Annotated in this window: 16 protein-coding genes and 1 tRNA gene; 13 read left to right on the top strand and 4 right to left on the bottom strand. The window is 65.1% G+C overall.

Annotated elements, in window-relative coordinates:
* The first annotated feature begins 119 nt into the window (after positions 1 to 119).
* Together V6M50_RS01265 and V6M50_RS01260 are read left to right on the top strand one after the other, a co-directional pair.
* Positions 120 to 2,075, top strand: coding sequence for a TonB-dependent receptor domain-containing protein (locus V6M50_RS01265; RefSeq protein WP_332816718.1), 1,956 nt, complete (start codon positions 120 to 122; stop codon positions 2,073 to 2,075).
* Between the two features lie 117 nt (positions 2,076 to 2,192).
* Positions 2,193 to 3,725, top strand: a complete 1,533-nt coding sequence (locus V6M50_RS01260; RefSeq protein ID WP_332816717.1) for an MBL fold metallo-hydrolase — start codon at positions 2,193 to 2,195, stop codon at positions 3,723 to 3,725.
* 27 nt (positions 3,726 to 3,752) lie between these two features.
* On the opposite strand, the gene V6M50_RS01255 is transcribed toward V6M50_RS01260, so the two are convergent.
* Positions 3,753 to 5,891 (bottom strand): TonB-dependent siderophore receptor, encoded by a 2,139-nt coding sequence (locus V6M50_RS01255; RefSeq protein ID WP_332816716.1) that lies wholly within the window; start codon positions 5,889 to 5,891, stop codon positions 3,753 to 3,755.
* A 259-nt stretch (positions 5,892 to 6,150) separates the two neighbouring features.
* On the opposite strand from V6M50_RS01255, the gene V6M50_RS01250 reads away from it, so the two are divergent.
* The 4 genes from V6M50_RS01250 to V6M50_RS01235 all read left to right on the top strand — a co-directional run bounded on the left by V6M50_RS01250 (position 6,151) and on the right by V6M50_RS01235 (position 10,521).
* Positions 6,151 to 6,447, top strand: a complete 297-nt coding sequence (locus V6M50_RS01250) for an iron transporter (RefSeq protein ID WP_332816715.1) — start codon at positions 6,151 to 6,153, stop codon at positions 6,445 to 6,447.
* Positions 6,444 to 7,970 carry a PepSY-associated TM helix domain-containing protein gene (locus tag V6M50_RS01245; RefSeq protein WP_332816714.1) on the top strand — a complete coding sequence of 509 codons (1,527 nt, stop codon included), beginning with the start codon at positions 6,444 to 6,446 and terminating at the stop codon, positions 7,968 to 7,970. Before V6M50_RS01250 ends, V6M50_RS01245 begins: the two co-directional genes overlap by 4 nt.
* Positions 7,967 to 8,290 carry a DUF3325 domain-containing protein gene (locus V6M50_RS01240; protein WP_332816713.1) on the top strand — a complete coding sequence of 108 codons (324 nt, stop codon included), beginning with the start codon at positions 7,967 to 7,969 and terminating at the stop codon, positions 8,288 to 8,290. Before V6M50_RS01245 ends, V6M50_RS01240 begins: the two co-directional genes overlap by 4 nt.
* A gap of 146 nt (positions 8,291 to 8,436) precedes the next feature.
* A complete protein-coding gene (locus V6M50_RS01235) occupies positions 8,437 to 10,521 on the top strand; it encodes a TonB-dependent siderophore receptor (protein WP_332816712.1) in 2,085 nt (694 codons plus the stop codon).
* A gap of 58 nt (positions 10,522 to 10,579) precedes the next feature.
* On the opposite strand, the gene V6M50_RS01230 is transcribed toward V6M50_RS01235, so the two are convergent.
* The gene (locus V6M50_RS01230) at positions 10,580 to 12,163 is read right to left on the bottom strand and encodes a Na+/H+ antiporter (protein WP_332816711.1); all 1,584 of its coding nucleotides are present in this window, start codon (positions 12,161 to 12,163) and stop codon (positions 10,580 to 10,582) included.
* 386 nt (positions 12,164 to 12,549) lie between these two features.
* On the opposite strand from V6M50_RS01230, the gene V6M50_RS01225 reads away from it, so the two are divergent.
* Together V6M50_RS01225 and V6M50_RS01220 are read left to right on the top strand one after the other, a co-directional pair.
* Complete coding sequence (locus V6M50_RS01225; RefSeq protein ID WP_332816710.1) at positions 12,550 to 13,326, top strand: SDR family NAD(P)-dependent oxidoreductase; 777 nt, start codon at positions 12,550 to 12,552, stop codon at positions 13,324 to 13,326.
* 97 nt (positions 13,327 to 13,423) lie between these two features.
* Positions 13,424 to 15,238 (top strand): arylsulfatase, encoded by a 1,815-nt coding sequence (locus V6M50_RS01220; RefSeq protein WP_332816709.1) that lies wholly within the window; start codon positions 13,424 to 13,426, stop codon positions 15,236 to 15,238.
* On the opposite strand, the gene V6M50_RS01215 is transcribed toward V6M50_RS01220, so the two are convergent.
* Entirely contained in the window at positions 15,200 to 15,862 is a 663-nt protein-coding gene (locus V6M50_RS01215) for a TetR/AcrR family transcriptional regulator (protein ID WP_332816708.1), read from the bottom strand. The genes V6M50_RS01220 and V6M50_RS01215 overlap by 39 nt on opposite strands.
* A gap of 124 nt (positions 15,863 to 15,986) precedes the next feature.
* Here V6M50_RS01215 and V6M50_RS01210 point away from each other — a divergent pair, with 124 nt between their 5' ends.
* The 5 genes from V6M50_RS01210 (at position 15,987) to V6M50_RS01190 (ending at position 25,459) form a co-directional block, all read left to right on the top strand.
* Positions 15,987 to 17,633 (top strand): sulfatase-like hydrolase/transferase, encoded by a 1,647-nt coding sequence (locus tag V6M50_RS01210; RefSeq protein ID WP_332816707.1) that lies wholly within the window; start codon positions 15,987 to 15,989, stop codon positions 17,631 to 17,633.
* A gap of 49 nt (positions 17,634 to 17,682) precedes the next feature.
* Positions 17,683 to 18,690, top strand: a complete 1,008-nt coding sequence (locus V6M50_RS01205) for a substrate-binding domain-containing protein (protein WP_332816706.1) — start codon at positions 17,683 to 17,685, stop codon at positions 18,688 to 18,690.
* A 132-nt stretch (positions 18,691 to 18,822) separates the two neighbouring features.
* Positions 18,823 to 21,792: a beta-phosphoglucomutase gene (gene pgmB / locus V6M50_RS01200; RefSeq protein WP_332816705.1), complete on the top strand. Its 2,970-nt coding sequence runs from the start codon at positions 18,823 to 18,825 to the stop codon at positions 21,790 to 21,792.
* Entirely contained in the window at positions 21,786 to 24,149 is a 2,364-nt protein-coding gene (locus V6M50_RS01195; RefSeq protein WP_332816704.1) for a TonB-dependent siderophore receptor, read from the top strand. The genes pgmB and V6M50_RS01195 overlap by 7 nt, the downstream gene beginning before the upstream one ends.
* Before the next feature lie 68 nt (positions 24,150 to 24,217).
* The gene (locus V6M50_RS01190; RefSeq protein ID WP_332816703.1) at positions 24,218 to 25,459 is read left to right on the top strand and encodes an MFS transporter; all 1,242 of its coding nucleotides are present in this window, start codon (positions 24,218 to 24,220) and stop codon (positions 25,457 to 25,459) included.
* Positions 25,460 to 25,538: 79 nt separating this feature from the next.
* Here the strand turns inward: V6M50_RS01190 and V6M50_RS01185 are convergent.
* A tRNA-Leu gene (locus tag V6M50_RS01185) sits at positions 25,539 to 25,625 on the bottom strand.
* Between the last annotated feature and the right edge of the window lie 59 nt (positions 25,626 to 25,684).

The following is a 25,684-nucleotide window of genomic DNA, read 5'->3' as shown; positions in this document are numbered from 1 at the left end:
GCGTGTCATGGATCGCGGCCGTGACGATGCTCACTGGCCGACCTGGCCCACGGCGCGCCAAACCTCGCTGCATCGATCGGGGCGCCCATGCACCCGGCGAGCGAGCAGCGAGGAAGCCAATGCACAGTCTCAAATCGCGCCGGGTGCGCAGCTGCCTTGCCGGCGCGGCCGCGTTGGCTGTCTTCGATGCGACACCGGCCTTGGCGCAGCGCGCCGGCGAAAATGCCGTAGCGGTCGCATCGGATGCGTTCGGCGTCACCGTCGGCGACGAGCGGATCGGCGTCTACGCGACCGACAATGTGCGCGGCTTCAGCCCGATCACCGCCGGTAATCGACGAATCGAGGGGATGTATGTCGACACGGTCAACATCGCGCTGACCACGCGGCTGGTGTCGGGGTCGACGATCCGCGTCGGGCTCGCCGCGCTCAGCTATCCGTTCCCCGCGCCATCGGGAATTGTGGATTACCGGCTGCGACCCGCGGGCGACGAATTCGTTGCAAGTGTCGTTGCCGGCCGGCCCTATTACGGCGGCGCTTACGTCGAGGTCGACGCGCAAATCCCGATCGTGCCGGGCAAGCTGAACCTGGAGGCGGGCGCAGGATACACCAGCAACGAATATTCGGATGGGCGTGTCACGCATGAATTCACCGCCGCGCTGATCCCGAGGGTCAGGTTCAACGGCGGGTCGGTGACCACATTCTACACCTTCTCGGAATATGGCGGCGCCAGCGGCTCGCTGATGGTCACGCCGGGCCCGTTTTTGCCGCCCGATTTCAAGCCCGGGCGTTTCAAGGGGCAAAGCTGGGCCGATCGACTCCAGCGCACGCATCACTATGGCGCGATCGGTCATTTCGATCTTGCGACCGACTGGCGGCTGAGCGTCGGCGCCTTCGAAACGCACTCGACGCGCTATCGCACGTATATCGACCTCTTCCTCGACGTGCAGCGCGATGGCAGCGCGCGCAATGTCATCATCTCCGAGCCCGAATTGCCGGGGCGCTGGACCTCGGGCGAGGCGCGGCTGGCCTGGTCGCCCAAGACCGAGAGCTTCGCGCACGAGTTCGCGCTGTCGTTGCGCGGCCGGGACAAGGCGATCGAGCAGGGGGGCGGTGCCTCGGTGTTGCTGGGGCCGGCGCAGGTCGGGGTTCCGAATCCGGCGGCCGAGCCCGACTTCCTATTCCAACCGACCACGCTCAATACGGTCAAGCAATGGTCGGCCGGCTTTGCCTATATCGGCCGCTGGCGCCGCTTCGCCGAGCTCAATGCCGGCGTCCAGACGACGCATTATCGCCAAACGGTCACGCGCGACGGCGCATCGGGCCGGACCAATGCCGACGAGCTGCTCTACAGCGTCTCGCTCGCGCTCAAGCCGCTCGACTGGCTCACAACCTATATCGGGCACAGTGTCGGGCTCGAGGAGACCGCGGCACCGCCGCAGAGCGCCGCCAATCGCGACGATGCGCCTCCCGCGTCCAAGACGCGGCAATGGGACGCCGGCATCCGCCTGTCGTTCGGCGATACGCGGATCGTTGCGGGCATCTTCGAAACGACGCGCCCCAATTTCGCGACCGATGCGGCGAACGTCTATACCGTGCTCGGCGAACGCCGGAACCGCGGTGCGGAGCTTTCGATCGTCGCGCAGCCGGTCAAAGGCCTGCGCGTTGTCGGCGGGCTCATCTATTATGATCCCAAGGTGATCGGCGAGGCGGTGACGCTTGGCCGCACCGGCCCGCGTCCCTTGAACTCGACACCGATCAACGCGCGGCTCGACCTCGACTATGCGGTGCCGTTCGTCGAGGGTCTGTCGCTCCAGATGACGGTCGCGCACACCGGCGACACGATCGCCAGCACGAAGACCTATGCCGAACTCGGTGGCAAACAGCTCCACGTGCCCGCGGTGACCACGATCGACCTGGGCGCACGCTATCGCTGGAAGATTGGCAAGGTGCCCGTCGCGGCGCGTCTGAATTTCCAGGACATCACCGACGAGCGGACGCTGCGCGTCTCGGGCAGCAACAGCTTCTTCCTCAACAGTTCGCGCCGGATGAGCCTCCAGCTGTCGGCGGACCTCTGAACCGGCCCTCAACGCCCGAAAACCCGGGCGCATTTGAACAAGGAGTCACGCATGCGATCGTCTTTCTTACCGGCCCTTTTGATTTCGATCGCGGTTTCGGGCGGATCACCCACGCCGTTGCAGGCCCAATCAAACATACGCGCTCCGGAAAATTTCGCGCTGGAATCCTATCGCAAGGCACGAAAGCTGCTCGATGCCGGGGTCGATGCGATCGGCGGGGTCGAGGCGCTCGCGAGGGTCAACACCGTGACGCGGATAATGACGGTCAAACGGATGGACCCGGGTCAGGCGCGCGCCGCGTGGAACGGCGAGTATGAGGTCGGGAAACTGCCGGTCTATTCGCAAGGCATCATGACGAGCGCGCTGGATTATGCCGGCAGCCGTCTCTGGATCCGCCACCGCGACGAACCGATCCCGGGCGAAGTCGATGCTTTCACCGAGGTCGTCACCGCCGACAATAGTTTCACGCTGCGCTGGATGCGTGCCGAAACTCCCTTCCATGCGCCGGTTTCGGCCGGCGCCGCGCGCGCCCGATTCAGCCGGGAAGTCCGGCTCTATCCCGAAGGCTTGCTCAAGGCCGCGCTACGCCAGGCATCGACGCTCGAATATAGCGGACACTCGACGCTCGACGGGACGAGGGTCGAAGTCATCTCGTTCGTCGATCCGCAAGGAACGCGTATCTTGCTCTCCTTCGATGCGGCCACGCACCTGCTCTTGCGCAGCGAGGCGGTATCGGACCATTCGGTGCTCGGCGATTCGACGCTGAGCGCGACCTTTTCGGATTATCGCAGGGCGGGGGCGCTTGTCCTCCCCTACCGCACGGTCTCGAAACGCAACGATCGGGCCGCACGGGATTATGTCCTGACGTCGATCCGTTTCGACGCCGACCTTGCGCCGCGCGACCTTGCCCCGCCCGAATCGCGCATCGCGGTGGCCGAGGGACCGGATACGCCGGTACTCGTGCCGCGAGGCGGCGGCGTCTACGAAGTCCACGGCGAGTATAATGTGATGTTCGCGGTCTTCGCCGACTATGTGTTGCTTGTCGAGGCGCCGCGCGATGAAGGCTATGCCCGGCAGGTCTTCGATCTCATCCGCTCGGTCGAGCCCGCCAAGCCGATCAAGGTGGTCGCGACGCACCATCATTTCGATCATATCGGCGGAATGCGCTACGCCGCCAGCGCGGCGAGCGAGATCTGGGCGGCATCGGACGCCAAGGCTGAAATCGAGCGCGCCCTTGCCAGCCGGCCGACGATCCGGCCGGACGATTATGCGAAGGCGCCGAAGCCGGTCACGGTCAGGCTGATCGAGGGGCGGCACGTGTTCGACGACGGGAAACAGCGTGTCGAAATCGCCGATGTCGGTCCGGGCGACCATAGCAGCCAGCTGCTCATGGCCTATTTCCCCGGCACTGCGACGATGCTGGTCGCCGACCTCTGGGATGTGCCTGCGCCCGATACGCCGCTGACCGGCGCGGATGCCGGGCTAGTGATGACGCGCGTCGGAGAACTCGGCTGGAAAGTCGAACGGATGCTTGCGATGCACGGCGCTGCGGCGAGCACGACGGCGCTTGAGCGCAGCCTGGTCGCGCGCAAAAGCTATCTCGCGTCCTGGACAAAGGACGCATCGTCAGTGCCCCCGGCGAGGCGCTGATCCGATGGCCGATACAGGCCGAATTCGTCAGAACGCGTATTTCAGCGTTACCCGCCCGTTTCGCGGCTCTCCATAAACGAAGCCGGGAAACCAGACGTTGCCGCTGAAGAAGCGTTTGTCGAAGAGATTGTCGATATTGACCTGCAGCGACAACGCATCGTTCAACGCGTAGCGCGCCATGATGTTGGCGATGGCGTAGGCGGGTTGGCCGATGCGCTGCCCCTCGTTCGTACCGGGGTTCACCGCGGTCACCGGCGGCCGGCTTTCCCATTTGAAGGCACCGCCGAGGCTCAGCCCGTCGAGGCTGCCGGTAAAGGCATATTTGGTCGAGAAGTTGAACGCCCGGCGCGGCTGGTTGCTGAGCACATGGGCGCCGTCGGCATCCTTCGCGCTATAGTCGCTCCAGCCGGCGCTGACGTCCCATTGCGGGGTGATCTTGCCGACGATTTCGAGTTCATAGCCCTTGGCGACGGTGCCTTTCGCGCCGCGATAGGCCTGAAGCGTGGTGCCGGGGATAAGCCCGTCGGGAACCGCAAGATTATCCTGCTCGATCCGGTAGGCCGCGGCGGTCGCAAGCAGCTGGCCATCGAGCAGCAGCGCCTTCACGCCCGCCTCATAGCTGTTGCCCTCGAGCGGGTCGAGCAGGCGGTTCTGCCTGTCGCGAAGATTGCCCTGCGGTTTGAAGATGTTGGTATAGCTGGCGTAGACCGACAGGTTGCCGGTGATGTTATAGATCAGCCCGGCATAGGGCGTGATCACATCATTATAGGTCAGCCGGTACGCGTCGCTGTAGGCACCGTCCTCCTCGTTGCGCTTGTAATAGCTCAGCCGCGCGCCGCCGATGAGCTTCAGCCCATCGAACAAGCTGACCCGCGTCGATCCGTAAACCGCCGCCTGGGTCGTGTTGCCCATCCCGGACAGTATATAACGATCGCCCCATTCGGGCTCTGCGAGTTCGCCGTTCCAGTTGTTGAAATCGGCGATCGGATCGATCGCGACGGGGTCGCGATTGGTCCAGCCGCCTTTGAGATAGCTCGCCATGGCGCCGAAGGCGAGGTCGTGCTGGCCGCCGAGCAGGGTGAAGGACCCATTGGCCTGGACGCTGCCATGCCATTGTTCGGGTTCGGCCTTGTACCAATAGCCCGAGGTGTTGACGCCCGCGCCGGTTACCGGGTCGGGCAGGCCGTCGAGCCACAGCAGCTTCGAATTTTCGAGCCCCTTGTGATAGCCGACGTCGCCGCGAATCTGCCAGCCATTGTCCAGTTCGTGCGACAGCGTGGCAAAGGCTGAAATTTCGGTGGTGTTCCAGTGCCCCCAATCGGTGCCCGTGGTTTTCGAACGCGGCCAGTCGGTGCGCGTGCCGTCGCTGAACCAATAGGGAAGCTGTGCCCACATGACCCCGTCGCGCTCGTCGCGCTGATAGCTTGCGCCGAACGACAATTTCGTGCGGTCGCCAAGGTCGGCGTCGATCACGCCATAGAGGACCACGCCCTTCTTTTCTTCGAGGTCGACGAAGCCGTCCTGCGTATAGGCGTGGGCGACGGCGCGGGCGCGCACGGTGCCGGCGCTGTTGAGCGGCGACTGGACATCGAGGGTCGCGGCGAAGCGGTCCCACGATCCGGCCTCGAGGCTGACATTGCCGGCGAATTCTCGCTCGGTCGCGTGCTTGCGGATCAGGTTCACGACCGCCGACGGATCGCCGGCGCCCTGCATCAGCCCCGCGGCGCCGCGGACGAGGTCGACGCGTTCGTAGAGGACGGCGCTTGTTTCGCCAAAGCCGACATTGCCATTCTCGAAAGGCGCGCCGTCGAGCTGGAAATTCTGGACGTCGAAACCGCGCGCGGCGATCGCGCTGCGCCCGCGGTCGATGTCTTTCTTGGAAATGCCGACGGTAAAGTCGAGCGCATCGTTAATCGACACAAAGCCCTGGTCGTCGATCTGTTGCCGCGTGATGACGCTGATCGTCTGCGGGGTTTCGATCGGCGAGAGGGGAAGCCCTGTCGCGGCGGTGGGCTGGTCGGTCCGGCCATAGCCGGTGACGACGATCGCGTCGCCCGTCTGGTCATCCGATGCCGCCGGCTGCGCGTCTTGCTGCGCATGCGCCAAGGCCGGCACGCAGAGCCATGCCGAGCCTGTCAGCAGCAAACGAAATGAACGGCGCATCATTTTCCCTCATTTTTTGATGGTTTGGCTTTGGTGGGGCGCCATTAATGAGATTAACTCGCATTTGCAAGTGATTCGCAAGCGTGCCGCTTTGCCGCTCTCCACCCCAAAGCCGACCGCCGTCTGAGGGTCTGCAATCGATATGATCCGCAAAGCATTGGGAGAGAAGACGCCGATAAATTGCTCCCGCCACGGGCAAAAAATCACTTCCGTCCTGTTTTGTTTATTGCAAATAAGTCGCAGTAGGGAATAGAGGGGCGGGATGAACATCGGCCCGTTCTTGCGCGCTATCCCACTTGTCCGGGCAACCGTCCGCCTGCTGCTCGCGTCGGCCGGCGGCTACGCGTTGGCGGTCGCGCTGGCTTTCCTGCTCGCGCGCGCGCTGCCGATGTCGCGGGCCGAAGCGACGATTACGGCGTCGCTCGTCGCCATCCTCGCGATGCCCGCCGCTGCGATCTGGGCCTATGGCGCGCCGCGACTGTGGCATGCGGCGGCCGGCATATTGGGGCTCGTCGCGCTGTGCGGCGCCATCGCGGCGCTGGTCGGCCAACCCGGATGAAGCAGGGCTTTCGCCAGTCGATGGCCGGGCTGCACAGCTGGTCGGGATTGATCCTGGGGTGGTTGCTGTTCGCGATCGCGCTCAGCGGCACGGCGACCGTCTTCCGTTCGGAGATCAGCGGCTGGATGCGACCCGAAATCGCGAAGAGCGCCCCGCCCGCCGAGGCGATCGAAGCCGCCGTCGGCTGGCTCGGCACGCATCACCCGAAAGCCGCCGGCTGGTATCTGACCGCGCCCGATGGCCGGACCCTGACGACACAAGCCGTGTTCGACGATGCCGCTGCGCCGCTCGGCTATCGCGACATCGCGCTCGACCCCGTCAGCGGCAGCCCCGACGCCGCGCGCGCGACGCTGGGCGGCGAATTCCTCTATCGCTTTCATTTCGAGCTGCAGCTGCCCTATCCTTGGGGCCGCTTCCTCGCCGTGGCCGCGGCGATGATGATGCTGATCGCGATCATCAGCGGGATCGTGATCCACAAGCGGATCTTCAAGGACTTCTTCACCTTTCGCGCGGGCAAGGGCAAACGCAGCTGGCTCGACGCGCATAATGTCCTCGGCGTGCTGGCGCTGCCCTTTCACCTGATGATCACCGTCACCGGCATCGTCACGCTGCTGACCCTTGTCATGCCCTGGGGCACGACCGCCAATTATGGCGACGATCTGGAAACCGCCTTTGCCGAAGCCGCGCCGGGGCTCGTGAGCCGCGAGGCCGCGGGTCGGCCGGTGCCGCTGGCGCCGATCGGGCCGATGCTCGCCGATGCACAGCGGCGGTTCGAGGGCGACCGGGTCGGGCGCGTCAGCATCGCGAACCCGGGCGATGCCCATGCGATCGTCACGGCCAGCAATCATGACGGCGACCAGCTTGCCTATTCGGCCAGGACCGCGACTTTCGATGGCGCGACCGGCCGGCTCCTCAATCTCTACACCGAAGCGCGGCCGGCGCGGCAGGCGCATGATGTCCTCTACGGCCTTCACATGGGCCGTTTCGCGCCCGAGGTCAGCCGCTGGCTCTATTTCCTCTGCGGACTGGCGCTCGCGGCGACGATCGCCACCGGGCTCGTCCTCTGGATCGAATCGCGGCCGCAGGCGCGGGGGGTGGGGCCCTGGTTCGCCGCGCGGCTGAATGTCGGGACGGTGGCGGGCTTTCCGATGGCGATACTGGCTTTCTTTTATGCCAACCGTATCCTGCCCGCCCCGATGCCGGGCCGCGCCGAGGCCGAGGTAAGCGCCTTTTTCTGGACGTGGGGCGCGGTGCTCCTCTTCGCGATGCTGCGTTCGCCGGCGCGGGCGTGGCGCGAGACATTTGCCGTTCTGGCACTGGGCGCAGCGATGCTGCCGATCCTGTCCTTCGCGCTGACCGGGCGCGGTCTCTGGACCGCACTGCTCGGCCGCGACTGGCTGTTCGCAGGCTTCGACCTGACGCTGTTCGCGCTCGCGGCGCTTGCCGCGGGGATCGCGCGCAAGGCGGGTTCGCGCCCGGCCGCGGCGTCGCCGCGCCGCCGCGGCCGGGTGGTGCCGGCATGAACGCCGTCGCTGTCCTGCCGCTGGCCTTTGGCGGCCTGTCGCTGATCGGCCTGTCGATGCAGCGTCATGCGCGCGACGTAGGTTTGGCGACCAATCCGCGCTGGCTGCGCGGCCTCGGCTGGGTGGGGGTCTTGCTGTCGCTGACGGTGGCGCTCGCGACACCCAATTGGCGTTTCGCGCTGGTGGAATGGATTGGCCTGCTCGCCGCCGCCGCCGCGCTCGTCGTGCTCGCATTATACTGCCGTCCACGTGCGCTGCCGTGGCTTGCGGCAGGTGGCGGCCTGCTTGGCGCCGCGGCGTTCGTCCTGCTGATCGCATAGGATAGCCCGCCCATTCTCGCGTCATGAACGAATATCGCGGCGATCGACCCGCATCGCCGCGATTTTTCGCATTCTTTCTTGCGACTGAGTTTCAATATCTCTAACCGCCGGGAGTATTGAGATTGATTCGCAAAAAGGGGAGTGTCATGAATTTCGTCCGAACGATCGCATTGTGCGGTGCCGCGGCCATCGCTTTTCCGGCCACCATCGCCCGGGCCGACGAGGCCGCGGACGCCAGCTCTGCAAATGATCGCGACGATGCGACCATTCTCGTCACCGCGGCGCGCAACGAGACCTTCGCCGGCACGAAGACCGAAACCCCGCTCATCGAAACCCCGCAGCCGATCACGATCGTCACCGACGACCAGTATCTTTCGCAGGGGGCGATCAACATCAGCGACACGGTTCGCTACACCGCTGGCGTCACCGCCAACCCCTATGGCCGCGACAGCCGCGTCGACAGCTTCGTCATCCGCGGCATCGACGCGCTCCAGTTCCGCGACGGCATGCGCGACATCTTCAGCTATTATGCCAGCACCACGTCGGACCCGTATAATTTCTCGCGCGTCGAGGTCGTGCGCGGCCCGGCATCGGTGCTCTTCGGCCAGGGTTCGATCGGCGGTATCGTCAACCTCGTGTCGAAGACCCCCGATTTCGAGACGCGCGGCGAGCTCGACCTCGTTTACGGCAGCTATGATCGCAAGGAAGTGCTGGGCGACGTCAACCTCGCGCTGTCCGACAGCTTCGCGATCCGCGCGGTCGGCCGCGTCCGCGACGCGGGCACTTATGTCCAACATGTCGTCGACGACCGCGTAATGTTCGCGCCATCGCTCCGGTGGCAGCCGACCCCCGACACGAACATCGTCCTCACCGGCCTCTATCAGGAAGATGACGGCGGTTCGACGCCGCAGTTCCTGCCGATCGTCGGGACGCTCCGCGACAATCCGAACAATCCGGACCAGCTCGATCCCTTCCTCTTCGTTGGCAAGCCCGGCTGGGACCGCTATGACGGCCGCCTGCTCCAGGGTGGCGGCAGCATCACCCACCGTTTCGGCGACGCGATCCAGTTGAGCGCCAAGGCGCGCTACATCGACAGCGACCTCGCCTATTTCACCCATTACACCGACAGCTATTCGAACCCGACCAATCCGTATCTCGACCCGGCGGGGCGCATGATCGGCCTCTACAGCGACGGGAGCATCGCCCGGACGAACGTCTTTTCGACCGACAATAATATCCAGTTCAAGTTCAACACCGGCGCTGCGGTCGAACACGTATTGCTCGCCGGTGTCGATTATAGCTGGAACAAGGTGCGCAAGCGCGGTGGCTTCGGTTTTGAGGTGATCGACCTCTACGACATCGACTATGACGCGTTGACGATCCCGGTCATCAGCGCTGATTTCTCCACCGACGTACAGAAACAGCTGGGCTTCTACGTACAGGACCAGATCCGCTTCTGGGATCGCGTCTCGGTCGTCCTCGGTGCGCGCCGCGATCGGGTAAAGTCAGACTATGCCAATGGCACCAGGGCGACCGACAAGGCCACGACTTTCCGCGCGGGCATTATCGGCGAACTCGGCGCCGGCTTCTCACCCTTCTTCAGCTACACCGAAAGCTTCCTGCCGATCGCGCCGGCCGTAACCGACATTGTGCGGCTGAAGCCGCAGACCGGCACCCAATATGAAGCCGGCGTCAAATGGCAGCCCGATGCGGGTACGCTGGTGACCGTCACGGCTTTCCACATCAAGGAATCGGGTCGCCCGATCGATGGTCCGACCCCGGGCGTCCGCCTCCAGTCGGGTAAGCTCACCACCAAGGGCATCGAGGTCGAAGCAAGCCGCACGTTGCCGGGCAATTTCGAGCTGCTCCTGAACTATGGCTATAACAAGCTCACATCCAACGACAGCCCGTATTTCATCTATATGCCGCGGCACACCGCCTCGGCCTGGACGACGAAAAGCTTCGGGCTTGCCGAAGGTGCGCAGCTGCGCCTCGGCGCGGGGGTCGTCTATACCGGCAAGCGCAGTTCGGCGGGGCCGACCTGGACGATTGTCACGCCGAGCAACACGACCGTCGATGCCTTGGCCGAAATCACGTGGGACAAGTGGCGCTTTGCGGTCAACGCGACCAACCTGTTCAATAATATCTACTACGCCTCGTGCCTCGACCGCGGCGACTGCTTCATGGGCGCCCCGCGCAACGTCATGGGCACGATCGGTTATCGCTTCTGACCGTTCCGGAAACGCCGTCATGATCCTGCAAAAGCGGGATCATGACGCGCCGGCTGATCTAGTCGCCGCGTTGAAAGATCATCGCCATTTCTTCGATATCGAGGTCGCGTTCCAGTTCGTGGAGGACCTCGTCCTCGATCAGCCCGGCGCGATGAATCCGGATCAGCTCCTCGCGGCCGGCCGCAATCGCCTTGAGCAGCACGTCGAAATGCGGACGCAAATTCTCCATGGCGGCGCTGGCGTCCTTCTCATAACGCTCCATGAACCGCATTCGCTTTCGATGTTCCTCGAGCATCTGCGGATGGATAAGCGTCCCGTCCTCGTCATAGGCCAGTGCTTCGATGACCCCCATCCGGGCGCGCGCCATTGCGGCCTCGGCCGCGGGCATCGCCATTTTTGCGGGCGGGTCTTCGTCGACCGGCCGAACCTTGCGAACGAGCAAGCCAAGGCTGGACCCCTGTGCCACGACGGTCACGAAGATGACCGCGAAGGCGCAGATCAGCATCAGGTCGCGGCCGGGCATGTCGACGGGCAGGGTCAGCGGGACCGCCAGTGTAACGACGCCGCGCATCCCTGCCCAGCTCAGCACCGTCGCCTGCCGCCAACCCAATGGGCGCGCGCGTTTTACCCCCGCCTTTCGGGCGATTTCGAGAAGGGCCTCCGATCCGAAAACGCAGACGAAACGGGTGACGGCGACGGTGAGCACAACGGCAAGCACGGTGTAAAGCATCGAAGCGGGAACGGCTTCGATCCCGCCAATTCTTTCGATGGCGCCGCGCAGCGAAAATCCGATCAGGATGAAAACAAGCGCTTCGAGGACGAACACCATGATCTGCCAGACCGAACTGCCGAGGATACGGACGTCGGCCGACAGGATCACATGCTGATACCAGCCGAGAACCAGTCCGGCGGACACGGTCGCGATCACGCCTGAAACATGTACGGCTTCGCCGGCAATATAGGCGGCCCAGCAGAGCGAAACCGTCGCGATGACGATCAGAATCCGGTCTTTCAGACGTCGGGCGACAAAGATCCAGAACGCAGCGGCGGCCAGGCCGACGATCACGCCCCCAATCGCAACCACTGCGAAACTCCGGATCGCTTCGCCGGTATGGAAAACCCCGCTCAAGGTCGCGGCGACGGCAAAGCGGAAGAGGATCAGGCCGGTTGCGTCATTGAGCAGGCTTTCGCCCTCGAGCAGCGCGGCAAGCCGGCGCGGCAGGTGCACGCCTTTCAGCACCGCGCGGGCGGCGACGGCGTCGGGCGGCGAGACGATCGCGCCGAGCGCGAAGCAAGCCGCCCACGGCAGTTCGGGGACGATCCAGTGCGTCACCACCCCGACGGCGAGCGTGGTGAACACCACGGCGCCCACCGCAAGCGACAGGATGCCGGGGAGGTGACGTCGAAAACGGCCGAGCGCAGTGAAATAGGCGCCGTCCATCAACAGCGGCGGCAGGAACAGGACCAGCGCGAGTTCGGGATCGAGCGAAATCGCCGGTAGCCCCGGAATGAAGGCGAGCGCGCCGCCGCCGACAAGGAGCGCTGTGGCGGTTGGCAGCCGCAGCTTCAGCGCCAGCCAGTACAGCCCAACGACCAATGCCAACAGCCCGAGGACAAGCTCGAAGGCTTCGACGCCGTGCATTGGCTAGGTCCGGGCGCCGGCGATGTCGAACGATGATGACATGGGACCCCCTCATTTTTCCGCCAGATCGGGCACCATGTCTGACGCCGTTTGCCGCGACGATCAATGTTTTCCGAAGATTCATGTGGGGAGCCAAAGATTACGGCGCGGCCGACGGCCGTTACGTCCTGCGATGGGCATGAGCCGATGCGAGGGGAGACCTTTATCCCCCGCCCGCCACGCTCGGCGGCCGCGACGGGGGATGAGGTTTGTTGTGCACAACAGGAACATTAGGGGAACAAATCTTGCACGTCAACCCCTTTGTCGCCGTTTTCCGTGCAGCGCCGCCCGATTGACGTAAACGTCAATCGGGGCCAATGCAAAGCAAGCTAAGGAAAGGAATGTTGATGGCGGAGCAACCCAGGTTCGATCTTTCGGGGCGCGTGGCGCTGGTGACCGGTGCGTCCTCGGGACTGGGCGCGGGTTTTGCCAAGGCGCTCGCGGCGGCGGGGGCGAAAGTCGTGCTGGCGGCGCGGCGCGCCGACAAGCTGGCCGAGCAGGTTGCGGCGATCGAGGCCGCGGGCGGGCAGGCGGTTGCCGTCAGTATGGACGTTACCGACGAAGCGTCGACCATCGCCGCCTATGACGCGGCCGAGGCGGCGTTCGGCACCGTCGACACGATCGTCGCCAACGCCGGCGTCGCGACCGAGAAGATGGCGATGAGCCTGTCGGTCGCCGACGTCGACGGGTTGCTCGCCGCCAATATTCGCGGCGTGTTCCTGACCGCGACCGAGGGCGCGAAACGGCTCGATGCCGCGGGCAGCCGCGAAAAGCAGCACGGACGTATCATCCTGATCGGGTCGATCACCGCCGAAAAGATTTTTCCCGCGACCTCGGTCTATGGCGCGACCAAGGCGGCGGTGCGCCATCTGGGGCGCAGCCTCGCGCGCGAATGGGCGCGGCGCGGGATCAATGTGAACATCATCCAGCCGGGCTATTTTGAATCCGAAATGACCGCCGCGCTGTTCGAAAGCGATGCGGGGGCGCAGATGGTCAAAAGTTTCCCGCGCCAGCGGATGCGCCCCGCGACCGACCTCCATGCACCCTTGCTCTTCCTCGCGTCCGACGCGTCGATCGGGGTGACGGGCAGCGTGATCACCGTCGACGACGGGCAGTCGCTGTGAGCACCCAGCCCCTTATCGCCGGACCATATTGACTCCCTAATATATTGACATAGTAAGTGCCGTTATCCCGAGGGGGAAGGGAGTGATGGCAGTGCGCGTGAGGACCACCATGGTGCCGGGTCGCGTGGGCCGGTTCCGGCGTGCTGCCATCATCGCTCTTGGTGTCCTGCCGGTGACGGCGCCCTTGCAGGCGCAGCAGCCCGCCGCGCCGCCGCGCCATCCCAACATCGTCATCCTGCTCGCCGACGACTGGGGCTTTTCGGATGTCGGCGCCTTTGGCGCCGAGTTTGCGACCCCGAATATCGACGCGCTCGCGCACGCCGGCATGCGCTTTTCCAACTTCCATGTCGCGGGATCCTGCTCGCCGACGCGCGCGATGCTGCAGACGGGGGTGATGAATCACCGGAACGGCCTCGGCAACATGCCCGAGACGATCCCCGACGCGCATCGCGGCAAGCCCGGATACGACACGGTGATGAACCACCGCGTCGTGACGATCGCGCAGCTTTTGAAGGCGTCGGGTTACCGCACCTATCTCACCGGCAAATGGCACCTCGGCAGCGATAGCGAGCGCCTGCCGCACGCGCGCGGATACGACCGCGCCTTCAGCCTCGCCGATGCCGGCGCCGACAATTTCGAGCAGCGCCCGATCGAGGGCATGTACGACACCGCCGCCTGGACCGAAAACGGCAAGCCCGCGACGCTGCCCAGGGATTATTACAGCTCGCATTTCGTCGTGCAGCGGATGATCGACTATATCGAGGCAGACCGCAAAAGCGGCAAACCCTTCCTCGCCTCGGTCAACTTCCTCGCGAACCATATTCCGGTGCAGGCGCCCGATAGCGACATCGCACGCTATTCGGCGATGTACAAGGACGGCTGGACCGCGCTGCGCGAGGCGCGGGCGAAGCGCGCGGCGGCGCTCGGCGTCGTTCCCGCCGGGGTTCCGATGGTGACGATGCCGACGACGCCCGACTGGAAAAAGCTGGGTGCCGAAGAGCGCGCCGCTGCGGTGCGCGTGATGCAGGCCTATGGCGGGATGGCGACCGCGATGGACCGTGAGGTCGGCCGTCTCGTCGCGCATCTGAAGGCGACGGGCGACTATGACAACACGATCTTCGTCTTCCTTTCGGACAATGGCGCCGAACCGACGGACCCGTTCCACAGCATGCGCAACCGGCTGTACCTCGACATGGAATATGACCTGTCGACCGCCAACATCGGCCGGCGCGGCAGTTTTTCGGCGATCGGTCCGGGCTGGGCGAGCGCGGCCTCGTCGCCATTGTCGGGTTACAAGTTCAGCGCCGCCGAGGGCGGGCTTCGCGTGCCGCTGATCATCGCCTGGCCTGGCAACCCGAAGATTCGCGCCGGAGGGATCAGCGACGGGTTCGCGCAGGTTACCGATATTCTGCCGACGCTCACCGAGCTTGCCGGGGTGCCGCTCCACCGCGGCGACTGGCAGGGCAAGGCGGTCGAGCCCGTTACCGGGCGCAGCCTCGTCCCGATGCTTGCGGGGACGGGCGGCAGCGTGCATGGCGACACGCCGTCCGGTTACGAACTGTCGGGCAACGCCGCATTGTTCCGCGGCGATTACAAGCTGGTGCGCAACCTGCCGCCGACCGGCGACGGCAAGTGGCGGCTTTTCGACCTTCGGAATGACCCGGGCGAGACGCGCGATCTGGCGGCGGCGATGCCGGGCCGCTTCGCCGCGATGCGCGCCGACTATGCCGCCTATGCAAAAGCCAACGGCGTGCTCGACATGCCGCCGGGCTACATCGCCGATGACCAGATCAACCGCTATGCCTTTGAACAACAGGGCAAGCCGCGGCTGATCCGCCTCGGCCTGTGGGCCGGCGCGATCGTCCTGCTGCTGTCAGCTTTTGTCTGGGGCCTGCGTCGCCGGCGCCGTTGAACCCATCGGGACAAGGGTCGCCAGCAGGGTATCGACCATGTGCATCATCACCGTGCCCGCTTCTTCGGCGGACAGGCCCTGGTCGTGCCGCAGCGTGCGCCAGGTCTGAAACGAGAGCGCGGCGCACAGCGCCTCGACATTGATCCGGTCGGTCAGGACATCGCCGGGGAGCAGGCGGAGTATCAGCTCGCGTTCGAGCATCACCACCTTGCCATATTGGCCCATCAGGAAGGGCGACTGGTAGCGCTTGATATTCGCTGCGAGGCGAAAGGGCAGCGTCGTCTCGAACACCCGCACGCGCCGCCGCACCAGATCGCGGACATTGGCGCGCCAGTCCTGATCGGGATAGGGCGCCATGGCGATCGGCATTACGCGCTCGGTGATCGTCGCCGTGATCTCGGCATAGAGCGAGTCCATGTCGTCGAAATGGCGGAAGACGGTGCGCAGCCCAATGCCGGCTTCCTCGGCGACGCGCGCCGCGCTCGGCGCGAGGTCGCCGCCGATGATCAGTTCCATCATCGCCTCGACGATGCGCTTGTGGCTCGACCGGCCGCGTTCGCGCCGGCCGTCGACCCGCTTCGCATCGCCTTTCGGCGGCGACGATTTCCGAACCCCCGTCGTCATATCCTCTCCGCTGGCCCAGCTTGGCGCCGGGGTCAATGGCTCTTCCCGAACGACCTTGCGCGGCAATCAATATAGTGACACATATAGTGTCATAATATTCAAAGCAACGAAAGCGGGTGGGGCGATGAAGAAGCGATGGATCGCCCTGGGCCTTGCGACCCTGCTCGCGGCCGGCGGCTATTGGGCGTTTCGGGCGAATGAATATCGGCTTCCCGGCATCCTCCAGGACTGGGATGACCCGGTGCAGCCGAACCGCGCGATCGCATGGCAACGGGGACCGGCCACGGCGCCAGCCAGTCCGCCTGGGGGCAAGCGGCCGCCCAATATCATCCTGATCGTCGCCGACGACCTTGGCTATAACGACATCAGCCTGAATGGCGGCGGGGTCGCGGGCGGGATCGTCAAGACGCGGAACATCGATGCGCTCGCGCGCGAGGGCGTCAATTTCACTACCGCCTATGCCGCCAATGCCACCTGTTCACCCTCGCGCGCGGCGATGATGACAGGGCGCTATCCGACGCGTTTCGGCTTTGAATTTACGGCGGTTCCGGTCGAGTTCGCCGAAAATCTTGCGCATGGCGGCGCGCTTGGACCGCTCAAGCCGATATTCCACCGCGACCTGATCACCGACGACATCCCCGCCTATCCCGACATGGGGGTGCCGGCAAAGGAAGTGACGATTGCCGAGGCGGTGAAGGCGGCGGGCTATCATACGCTGCATATCGGCAAATGGCATCTCGGCGAGGCGCCGGCGCTGCAGCCCCAGAACCAAGGCTTCGACGAAAGCCTTGCGGTGCTCGGCGGCGCGGCGATGTTCATGCCCGAAGATGCCCCCGACGTCGTCAATGCCAAGCTGCCGTGGGATGCGATCGACCGCTTCCTGTGGGCGAACCTGCGCCACGCGGTGACCTTCAACGGCAGCAAACGCTTTCACCCGCGCGGCCATATGACCGACTATTTCGCCGAGGAGGCGATGCAGGCGATCGAGGCGAACCGCAATCGGCCTTTCTTTATGTATCTTGCCTTTAACGCGCCGCACACGCCGCTGCAGGCGAAACGCGCGGACTATGACAGGCTGTCGCAGATCGAGGACCATAAGACCCGCGTCTATGGCGCGATGATCGCGCAGCTCGACCGCCGTATCGGCGATGTGATGGCGAAGCTGAAAGAAGTTGGGGTCGACGACAATACGCTCGTCATCTTCACCAGCGACAATGGCGGCGCCTGGTACGCTGGCATCGACAATCTCAATGCGCCGTATCGCGGCTGGAAAGCGACCTTCTTCGAAGGCGGGATCCGCACCCCGCTGTTCATGCGCTGGCCGGGCCAGATCGCGCCGGGCTCGCAGCGCGCCGATATGACCGGCCATCTCGACATCTTCTCGACCATCGCCGCCGCGGCCGGGGCGGACCTGCCCGCCGACCGGCGGATCGACAGCGAGAATATCCTCGCCGGTCCCGCCAAGCGGCCGGCGCTGTTCTGGCGCTCGGGCGATTATCGTGCGGTGCGCGCGGGCGACTGGAAGCTGCAGGTGACGAAGCGCCCCGAAAAGGCGCGGCTCTACAATCTCGCCGCCGATCCGACCGAGCGCCACGATCTCGCCGCGCGCGATCCGCAGCGTGTCGCGGCGCTCCGCGCGATGATCGAGGCGCAGGACAAGGGTATGGCAAAGCCGATCTGGCCCGGGTTGGTCGAAGGGCCGGTGCGGATCGACGTGCCGCTCAACGCGCCGTGGAAAGATGGGCAGGACTATATCTATTGGACCAACTGATGTGCTTAGCCGCTTGTGAAACCGGGACGCCGCACGGTAAGGGGCGGACATGGAAAATGGCTCCGGTTCCAATGGCGGCGGCGGCGCGCGCCCGACGATGGCGGATATCGCGAACGAGCTTGGCATTGCAAAGATCACCGTGTCGCGTGCGCTGTCGAACCAGTCGACCGTCAAGGAAAGCACCCGGACACTGATCCGCGAAACCGCCGAACGTATGGGCTATCGGCTCAACGTGTCGGCGCGCAACCTGCGACAACAGCGCACGCGGACGATCGCGGTGGTTATCGAAATGACGCCGTCGCACGAGCGCCTGATGAGCGAGCCTTATCCGTTGCTGCTGCTCGGCGGGATATTGCAGGAGCTGACCGCGGCGGGGCAGAATATGGTGCTGACCACCATCGACCTCTTCTCCGAAGCGCCGCCCTCGGCCGACGGCGTGATCCTGTTGGGGCAGGGGGTGCACGACGATGCCGCTGCGGTGATCGAGGCGACCGGGCTTCCTTATGTGGTCTGGGGCGCCGAACATGGCCCGCCCGAACGGATCGTTGTCGGCAGCGACAATAACGAAGGCGGACGGCTCGCTGCCGAATATCTTCTCGGGTGCGGCCGGCGCCGGCTCCTGTTCCTTGGCGATGCCGGGCACGGCGAGGCTGAGGACCGGTTGATCGGCTTCGAGGCGGGGCTCGCAGGATCGGGTGCGGCGACTGCCGGCAATATTGCCTGCACCTTCACCGTTGCGGCGGGGCGCGAAGCGGTGGCGCCGCTGCTCGATGGAGAAAGCCTCGGCTTCGACGGCATTTTTGCCGCCAGCGATGCGATCGCGATGGGTGCGATCGAGGCGCTGCAGGCGCGCGGGTACAAGGTGCCCGACGATGTGTCGGTTGTCGGCTTCGACGACTCGCCCGGCGCGGCGCTCTTTTCGCCCCGGCTGACGAGCATCCGGCAGGATTGGGGCATCGGGGGCGAGTTGCTTGCGCAAAAGGTGCTCGACAAGGTGGCCGGAAAAGCGGTCGCGTCGCGCGCCATGCCTGTCACGTTGATCATCCGCGACAGTTAGCGGAAGTTGACGAAAGTGCCGCGTAGCGCGATGTGAATCGCAAAATGGTATCGATACCTTGACATCGATACCATTTTGCGGGAAACCACGATCCGAGAGCGCGCAGCCCGAGCATGCGCGCCGTGGGTGAGGATGACGGTGGCAATAACCGAAACAGGTCCGGATTCGATGCGGCTCGTCCGTCACGGCGCGTCGGCGACCGGCGATCAGGCGCGCGCGCTTTTCGCGCTCGCCAACGGGCTGGTCGGGGTCGAAGGTGCCGCCGACGAACTGGCGGCGGCGCCCGCCTGCTATTTGCCCGATGCTTTCGTCACGCGGCCGATCAGCTATCATGAGAGCTTTCCGGGTTACGCGACCGCGACCGATACGCGCATCAAATGCCCGAGCCCGGTCCTACTGCGGCTGCATATCGACGGAACACCAATCGATTTCTCGCAGACCGAACTGGTCGAAAACCGCAGTGAGCTTGACCTGCAAAGCGGCCAACTGCTTCGCCGCTCGCGCTGGCGGCTGGAGAGCGGCAGGCTGCTCGACATCGAGGTGCGGCGCATTGTGCCGCTGGGCGTCGCGGCGTGCGTCGCGTCGCGGATCGCGGTCACGCCGGTCGATTTTTCGGCGAGCGTCCAGGCCTGGCTGACCTACGGCACGGAGGCCGAGAGCGATGGCGCCGCCGACGCCGACGCCGACGATCCGCGCATCTCGGGCCGCCTGCAATCGAGCTGGGCGGTGTTGCCGGTGCTGCCCGGCGACACCCCCGACGTCACCCGCTTCGGCCAGGATGTCGTCGAGCTCGCCTATCGCCAGCATGTTGCCAGCCCCGGCGCGCAAGTCGCGACGGTTCACGCCGGGCATATCGTGCGCCGTCACCTCGATGCGGGCGAGGCGCTCGGTATCGATCGCGTCGTTGCCCTGGCTTGCGCGCGCGGTGGTCCCGCCACCCTCGACCAGCCGATGCAGCCCTTCGACGCCATCGCCGATGGACAGCGCACGGCGGTCGAGCAGCTGTGGGACCGCGTCGCCTTCGGTATCGACGGCGATGAGCCGCTCACGCAGGCGCTGCGGTTCAACCTGTTCCAGCTGCACCAGTCGGCGAGCCGCAGCGCCTCGCACAGCATCGCCGCCAAGGGGCTGTCGGGCGAGGGCTATGAGGGGCATTATTTCTGGGATGCGGAGGCGTTCATGCTTCCCGTCCTCGCGCTGCAGGCGCCCGAAAAGGCGCGCAACCTGCTCGCCTATCGCGCCGGGAAACTCGATCAGGCGCGCGCACACGCCGCGGCGATGGGCCATAAGCGCGGCGCGCTGTATCCGTGGCGGACGATCGCGGGCGCCGAATGCTCGTCGCATTATCCGACGGGGTCGGCGCAATATCATATCAATGGGGACATCGCGCACGGCGTTCAGCTCTATGTCGCGGCGACGGGCGATCAGGTGTTTCGTGCGCACTGTGCCGAGATGCTGTTCGAGACGGCGCGCATGTGGCTGGAAATCGGCGCCTTCGACGACCGGCGCGGCGGCGCCTTCTGCATCCATGGCGTCACCGGCCCCGACGAATATTCGGCGCTGGTCGACAATGATTTCTACACCAACGCGATCGCCAAACATCATCTCGCCTTTGCCGCCGACACCGCCGACTGGCTGCGCGGTGAGGCGGCAGCGGATTATGCCGCGCTCACGGCCAAGCTCGGTCTCGAAGCGGCCGAGATTGCGGACTGGCGGAAGGCGGCGGACGCGATGTGGCTGCCGGTCGACGCCGCGGCGCGGGTCAATCCGCAGGACGACGCCTTTCTCGGTCGTCCGCGGTTGCCCGACCTGAAACCGCTCGGCGAGCGCGGGCCACTGCTGATGGGCCTCCATCCGATGATCCTGTTCCGCCACCAGATAGCCAAGCAGGGCAATGTCGTGCAGGCGATGGCAATGGACCTGACGCCGATGCCGCGCGCGCTGCAGGAGCGGAATTTCGCTTATTATGAGCAGGTGACGGCGCATGATTCGACGCTGTCGTCGGTCGCCTTCGCGACGATGGCGGCGCGGCTCGGGCAGGCCGAAAAGGCGATCGACTATCACCGCGAATGCGCGTTCGTCGATCTGGAGGACCGGCACGGCAACACCTCGCACGGCCTCCATATGGCGGCACTCGCGGGAAGCTGGCTGGTGCTGGCGCAGGGCTGGGGCGGGCTGGCACTCGATGGCGCGGTGCCATCGTTCAACCCTGCCATTCCGCCCGAATGGACCGGCTACCGCTTCCGCCTTTGCTGGCGGGGCAGCGTGATCGAACTGCGTGTCGATCAGGCGGGCTGCACCTATGGACTCCTGTCGGGCGATCCGGTCGACATCGTCGACCATGGCCGGCCGCTGCGCATCGGCGCCGACGCGGCGGTGATGCCGCGCCCGTCGGTAAAGGGCGTCATCTTCGACCTCGACGGCGTGCTCACCGACACCGCCGAGGATCATTATCTCGCGTGGCAAGCGCTCGCCGACCGGCATGGCCTGTCTTTCGACCGCGAAGCCAATCATCGGCTGAAGGGCGTCGACCGCGCGGCGTCGCTGCGGCTGATCCTCGCCGGTGCGGGCACCGATGTCGACGCGGCGACCTTCGATGCGATGCTCGCCGAGAAGAATGCCGCCTATGTCGAGCGGCTCGCCGATTATTCGCCCGCGAACCTGTTCCCCGGGGTCACCAGATTGTTCGCGGACTTGCGCGCCGCCGGGCTGAAAATCGGGCTGGCGTCGGCCAGCCGCAACGCGGGCACCGTCGTTCGCCTGCTTGGCATATCCGACGCGTTCGATTTCATCGCCGACGCCGGCGCGGTCGCACACGCAAAGCCCGCGCCCGACATCTTTCTCGCCTGTGCCGCCGGCATGGGCCTCGCCCCCGGGCATTGCATCGGTATCGAGGATGCGCGGGCCGGAATAACTGCCATCCATGCGGCGGGCATGGTGGCCATTGGCATCGGGTCAGAAGAGGCGCTGCCCGATGCCGACCTGCACGTCCCCGCCATCGGCGATCTTTCGGTCGGCCAGATCCTGTCGTCAGAACGGGAATCGGCACCGGGCGCGCGCCTTTCAACCAGATCAGGAAAAGTGGAGGAAATCTCATGTTGAAGCGGACCTATCTGCTGTCGTCGATCGCGCTCTTCGCGCTGCCGATGACCGCCCAAGCCCAGGAAGCGCCCCCGGCCGACGATGCGGCGGCGAACGAGGAAATCGTCGTCACCGGCACCGCCGGCGGCGGGATCAACCGCCAGGACGCGGCGTTCGCGATCACCAGCATCAATTCGGACGCGATCGATCGCGCCGCGCCGAATAGCACCGCCGACCTGTTCAAGGTCATCCCGGGGGTGTCGGCCGAAAGCTCGGGCGGCCAGAATGGCGCCAACATCTTCGTGCGCGGCTATCCCTCGGGCGGCGACGCCGAATTCGTCACGCTGACGGTGCAGGGCGTGCCCTTCTTTTCCCCGCCGACCTTGTCCTTCCTCGAGAACACCCAGCTGATCCGCATCGACGAGACGATCGACCGCGTCGAGGCCGTGCGCGGCGGCACCGGCGCGCTGTTCGGCAACGGCCAGCCGGGCCTGACGGTCAACTTCGTCCAGAAGGAAGGCGGGCGCGATTTCGAAGGCCTCGTGAAGGCCAGCGTCACCGACTATGGAGACCTGCGCGGCGACGCGTTGCTGTCGGGCCCGCTCGGCGAGAGCACCAGCTTCATGGTCGGCGGCTATTATTCGCAAGGCAATGGCATTCGCGATCCGCGCTTCACCGCCGAAAAGGGTGGCCAGATTACCGCCAATATCCGTCACGATTTCGGCAAGGGCTCGGTCCTTGTCTTTGCGCGCTACCTCAACGATCGCGGCCAGTGGCTGCTGCCGATCCCAGTGATCCGCGACGGCAACAAGGTTCGCCAGTTCGGCAATATCGATCCCGGCACCGGTGTGCTCGCGGGTCCCGAAACACGGCGCAGCACGCTGCCCGATGGGACGCGTGCCGACCTTGCCGACGGTCGCGGCGCGAAGCTGATCAACCTCGGCACCAATATCGATTACGAGATCGGCGACGGGCTCAGCCTGCGTTACCGCGCCAGCTACCTCAAGGGCGATGCCGACACGACCGGCCTCGTCCCCGCCGGCACGGCGACGACCGCCAACGCCTATGCCGCATCGCTCGGGAGCACGATTGGCAGCCTGACCTATGTCAACGGCGGGCAGGCGGTGGCCGGGACCCAGCAGGTGATCCGCGCCGGAACCTGGATCGTCCGCAAGCAGATCGAGGATTTTACCAACGACCTCGCGGTCGAATGGGAAAGCGGGAACAACAAGTTCACCGTCGGCGCCTATTATTCGGACTTTTCATCGAACGACCAATGGAGCCTCGGTAACGTCCGGCTGCTGACCGCAGAAAATAATGCGCGCGTGCTGAATCTCGTCCTCGCGAACGGCCAGGTTGCGACGAACAATGGCTTTACCCAGGGCAGCTTCTTCAACGTCAACGCCGCCTATGACGGCCGCGAATACGCCTTTTATGCGGTCGACGAGTTCCAGATTACGCCCGAACTGCGCTTTGACGCTGGTCTCCGTTACCAGAATTACAAGGCGACAGGGACGCTGGAAAATAACAATTTCGGGGTCGATACCGACGGCAATCCGAACACGCTCTACAACAACGGCACCGCGGTGCTGAACGGCACCTTCCGCAACATCGCGTACAAGAAGGGCGCCTGGTCGTGGACCGCAGGCATCAACTATGATGTCTCGTCGTCGGTCGGCGTCTATGCCCGTTACAATCGCGGCAACACCAACCCCTTCTTCGACAATCTGCGCGACGGGGTCTTTGTGTCGCCGCGCGTCGACAATTTCGAAGGCGGGGTGAAGCTGCGCACCGACCTTGTGTCGCTCTATGCCACGCTGTTCCATACCAAGTTCAAGGGGCTGGTGACGACGGTCATCCAGAATGGCGCGCCGGTTGCCGACATTGGCGGCGCGCGCAGCACGGGGATCGAGCTCGAAGGACAGCTGCGTCCGATCGACAATTTCGCCATCGCTTTTTCGGGCACATGGCTCGATGCGAAATACCGCGATTTCTTCGCGGGCGGCGGGACGATCGACCTCAGCGGCAACCGCGTGCAACGCCAGCCGAAGTGGCAGTGGCGCGTGACACCGTCGTACGACATCGAATTCGGCGAGAGCAGCAAGGTCTCGCTCTATTCGACCTTCAGCTACATCGGCGACCGCTTCTCCGACACCGCGAACACCCAGTCGCTGCCGCATTATTTCAAGATCGATGCGGGCGTGACCGTCGACGTCAACGACGCGCTGCAGTTCGCGGTCACCGCCGACAATCTGACCGACAAGGTCGGGCTGACCGAGGGCGATCCGCGCGCGCTGGGGCAGACGGGGGGCGAGGTCGTCAACGCGCGGCCGATCCTCGGCCGGTCGTTCCGCTTCAGCGCGGCCTATAAATTCTAGGAGACATCCCTCCCTGGGTGGCCGCGGCCTCTTCGCGGCCACCCCTTCTTCCAATACAAGGACAGCTGATGGCCCGCACCCGACTGATCGCCGCGCTGATCCTGACCTATGTCGCCTTTGCGATGCTGCTCAACAGCGTCGGGACGGTGATCCTCCAGTCGATTTCCAGCTTTGACGTGACCAAGCCCGAGGCGAGCACGCTCGAAGGGTTCAAGGACATCACCATCGCGATCGTGTCTTTCGCGACGGCGAGCTATTTGCCCAGGCTCGGCCTCCGCAATTCGCTGCTCGCCGCGCTCGCGCTTGCGGTCCTTGCCTGCCTCGTGATGCCGTTGATCGGCAGCTTCAACGCCGCGCGGCTGCATTTCGCGATGGTCGGCGCGGCATTCGCGGTCGCCAAGGTTGTCGTCTATTCGATGATCGGCCTCGTCACCGCCGACGCGCGCCGGCATGCCAGCCTGACCAGCCTGATCGAGGGCATGTTCATGGTCGGCGTGCTCTCATCCTATTGGGTGTTCAGCGCTTTCATCGATCCGACGGGCCTGCGTTGGTTGAACGCTTATTGGGTGCTTGCGGCGGTGTGTGCGCTCGCGCTGGTCCTGCTGCTCACCGCGCGGGTCGACGAAACCCCGGCGCATATCGGGGATGAAGGCAGCGCGGCCGAAGGGCCGCCCTTTATCGCCATGCTGCGCCTCGCCGCGCTGCCGCTCGTTCTCGTCTTCGTCTTTTGCGCCTTTGTGTTCGTGCTGATCGAACAGGGGATCGCGACCTGGTTGCCGACCTTCAACAACGAGGTGCTGCATTTGCCGCACCAGATGAGCGTACAGGCGGCGAGCCTGTTCGCGGCGTCGCTGGCGATCGGGCGTTTCGGTGCGGGCGCGGTGATGGCGCGGTTCGACTGGTATCCGGTGCTCAACACCTGCCTCGCCGTCCTCGCGGCGCTGATCATCCTCGTGCTGCCGATGGCCGAGGGCGTGCCGCCGGGTGTCATCCACAATTGGGCCGACGCGCCCGCCGCGGCCTTCCTGTTCCCGCTCATCGGCATCGCGCTGGCGCCGGTCTATCCGACGATCATCTCGGTGATGCTGAGCGCGATGCCCAGGCGCAACCACCCGCCGCTGATGGGGCTGGTGGTCGTCTTTTCGGCGCTGGGGGGCACGACCGGGTCGGTCATCACCGGGGCGGTCTTCGCCAATCTCGACGGCCGGACCGCCTTCACGCTGATGCTGGTGCCGACCGCGATCCTGGCGGCGGGGCTGTTCCTGCTTCGCCGCCGCATCGCGGTCACCAGCGGCCCCGTGCTTTCCTGACGCTTCGTTCGGCGCGACCTCGAACACTCCCCAGGCCGATGCCTGGGGATATTTGTTTGCATCCAGCGACTGGGATGAATGGTGCGGTCGAGAAGACTCGAACTTCCACGGCCTTTCGGCCACAACGACCTCAACGTTGCGCGTCTACCAGTTCCGCCACGACCGCACATCATGATGGTCCGGACGGGTCCGGCACCAGGTAGGAGCGGGCGCCTAGCAAAGCTT

Origin of the sequence: Sphingopyxis sp., from assembly GCF_036675685.1 — a bacterium.
GTDB lineage: Bacteria > Pseudomonadota > Alphaproteobacteria > Sphingomonadales > Sphingomonadaceae > Sphingopyxis.
This window is presented reverse-complemented; position numbering and strand designations above follow the sequence as displayed.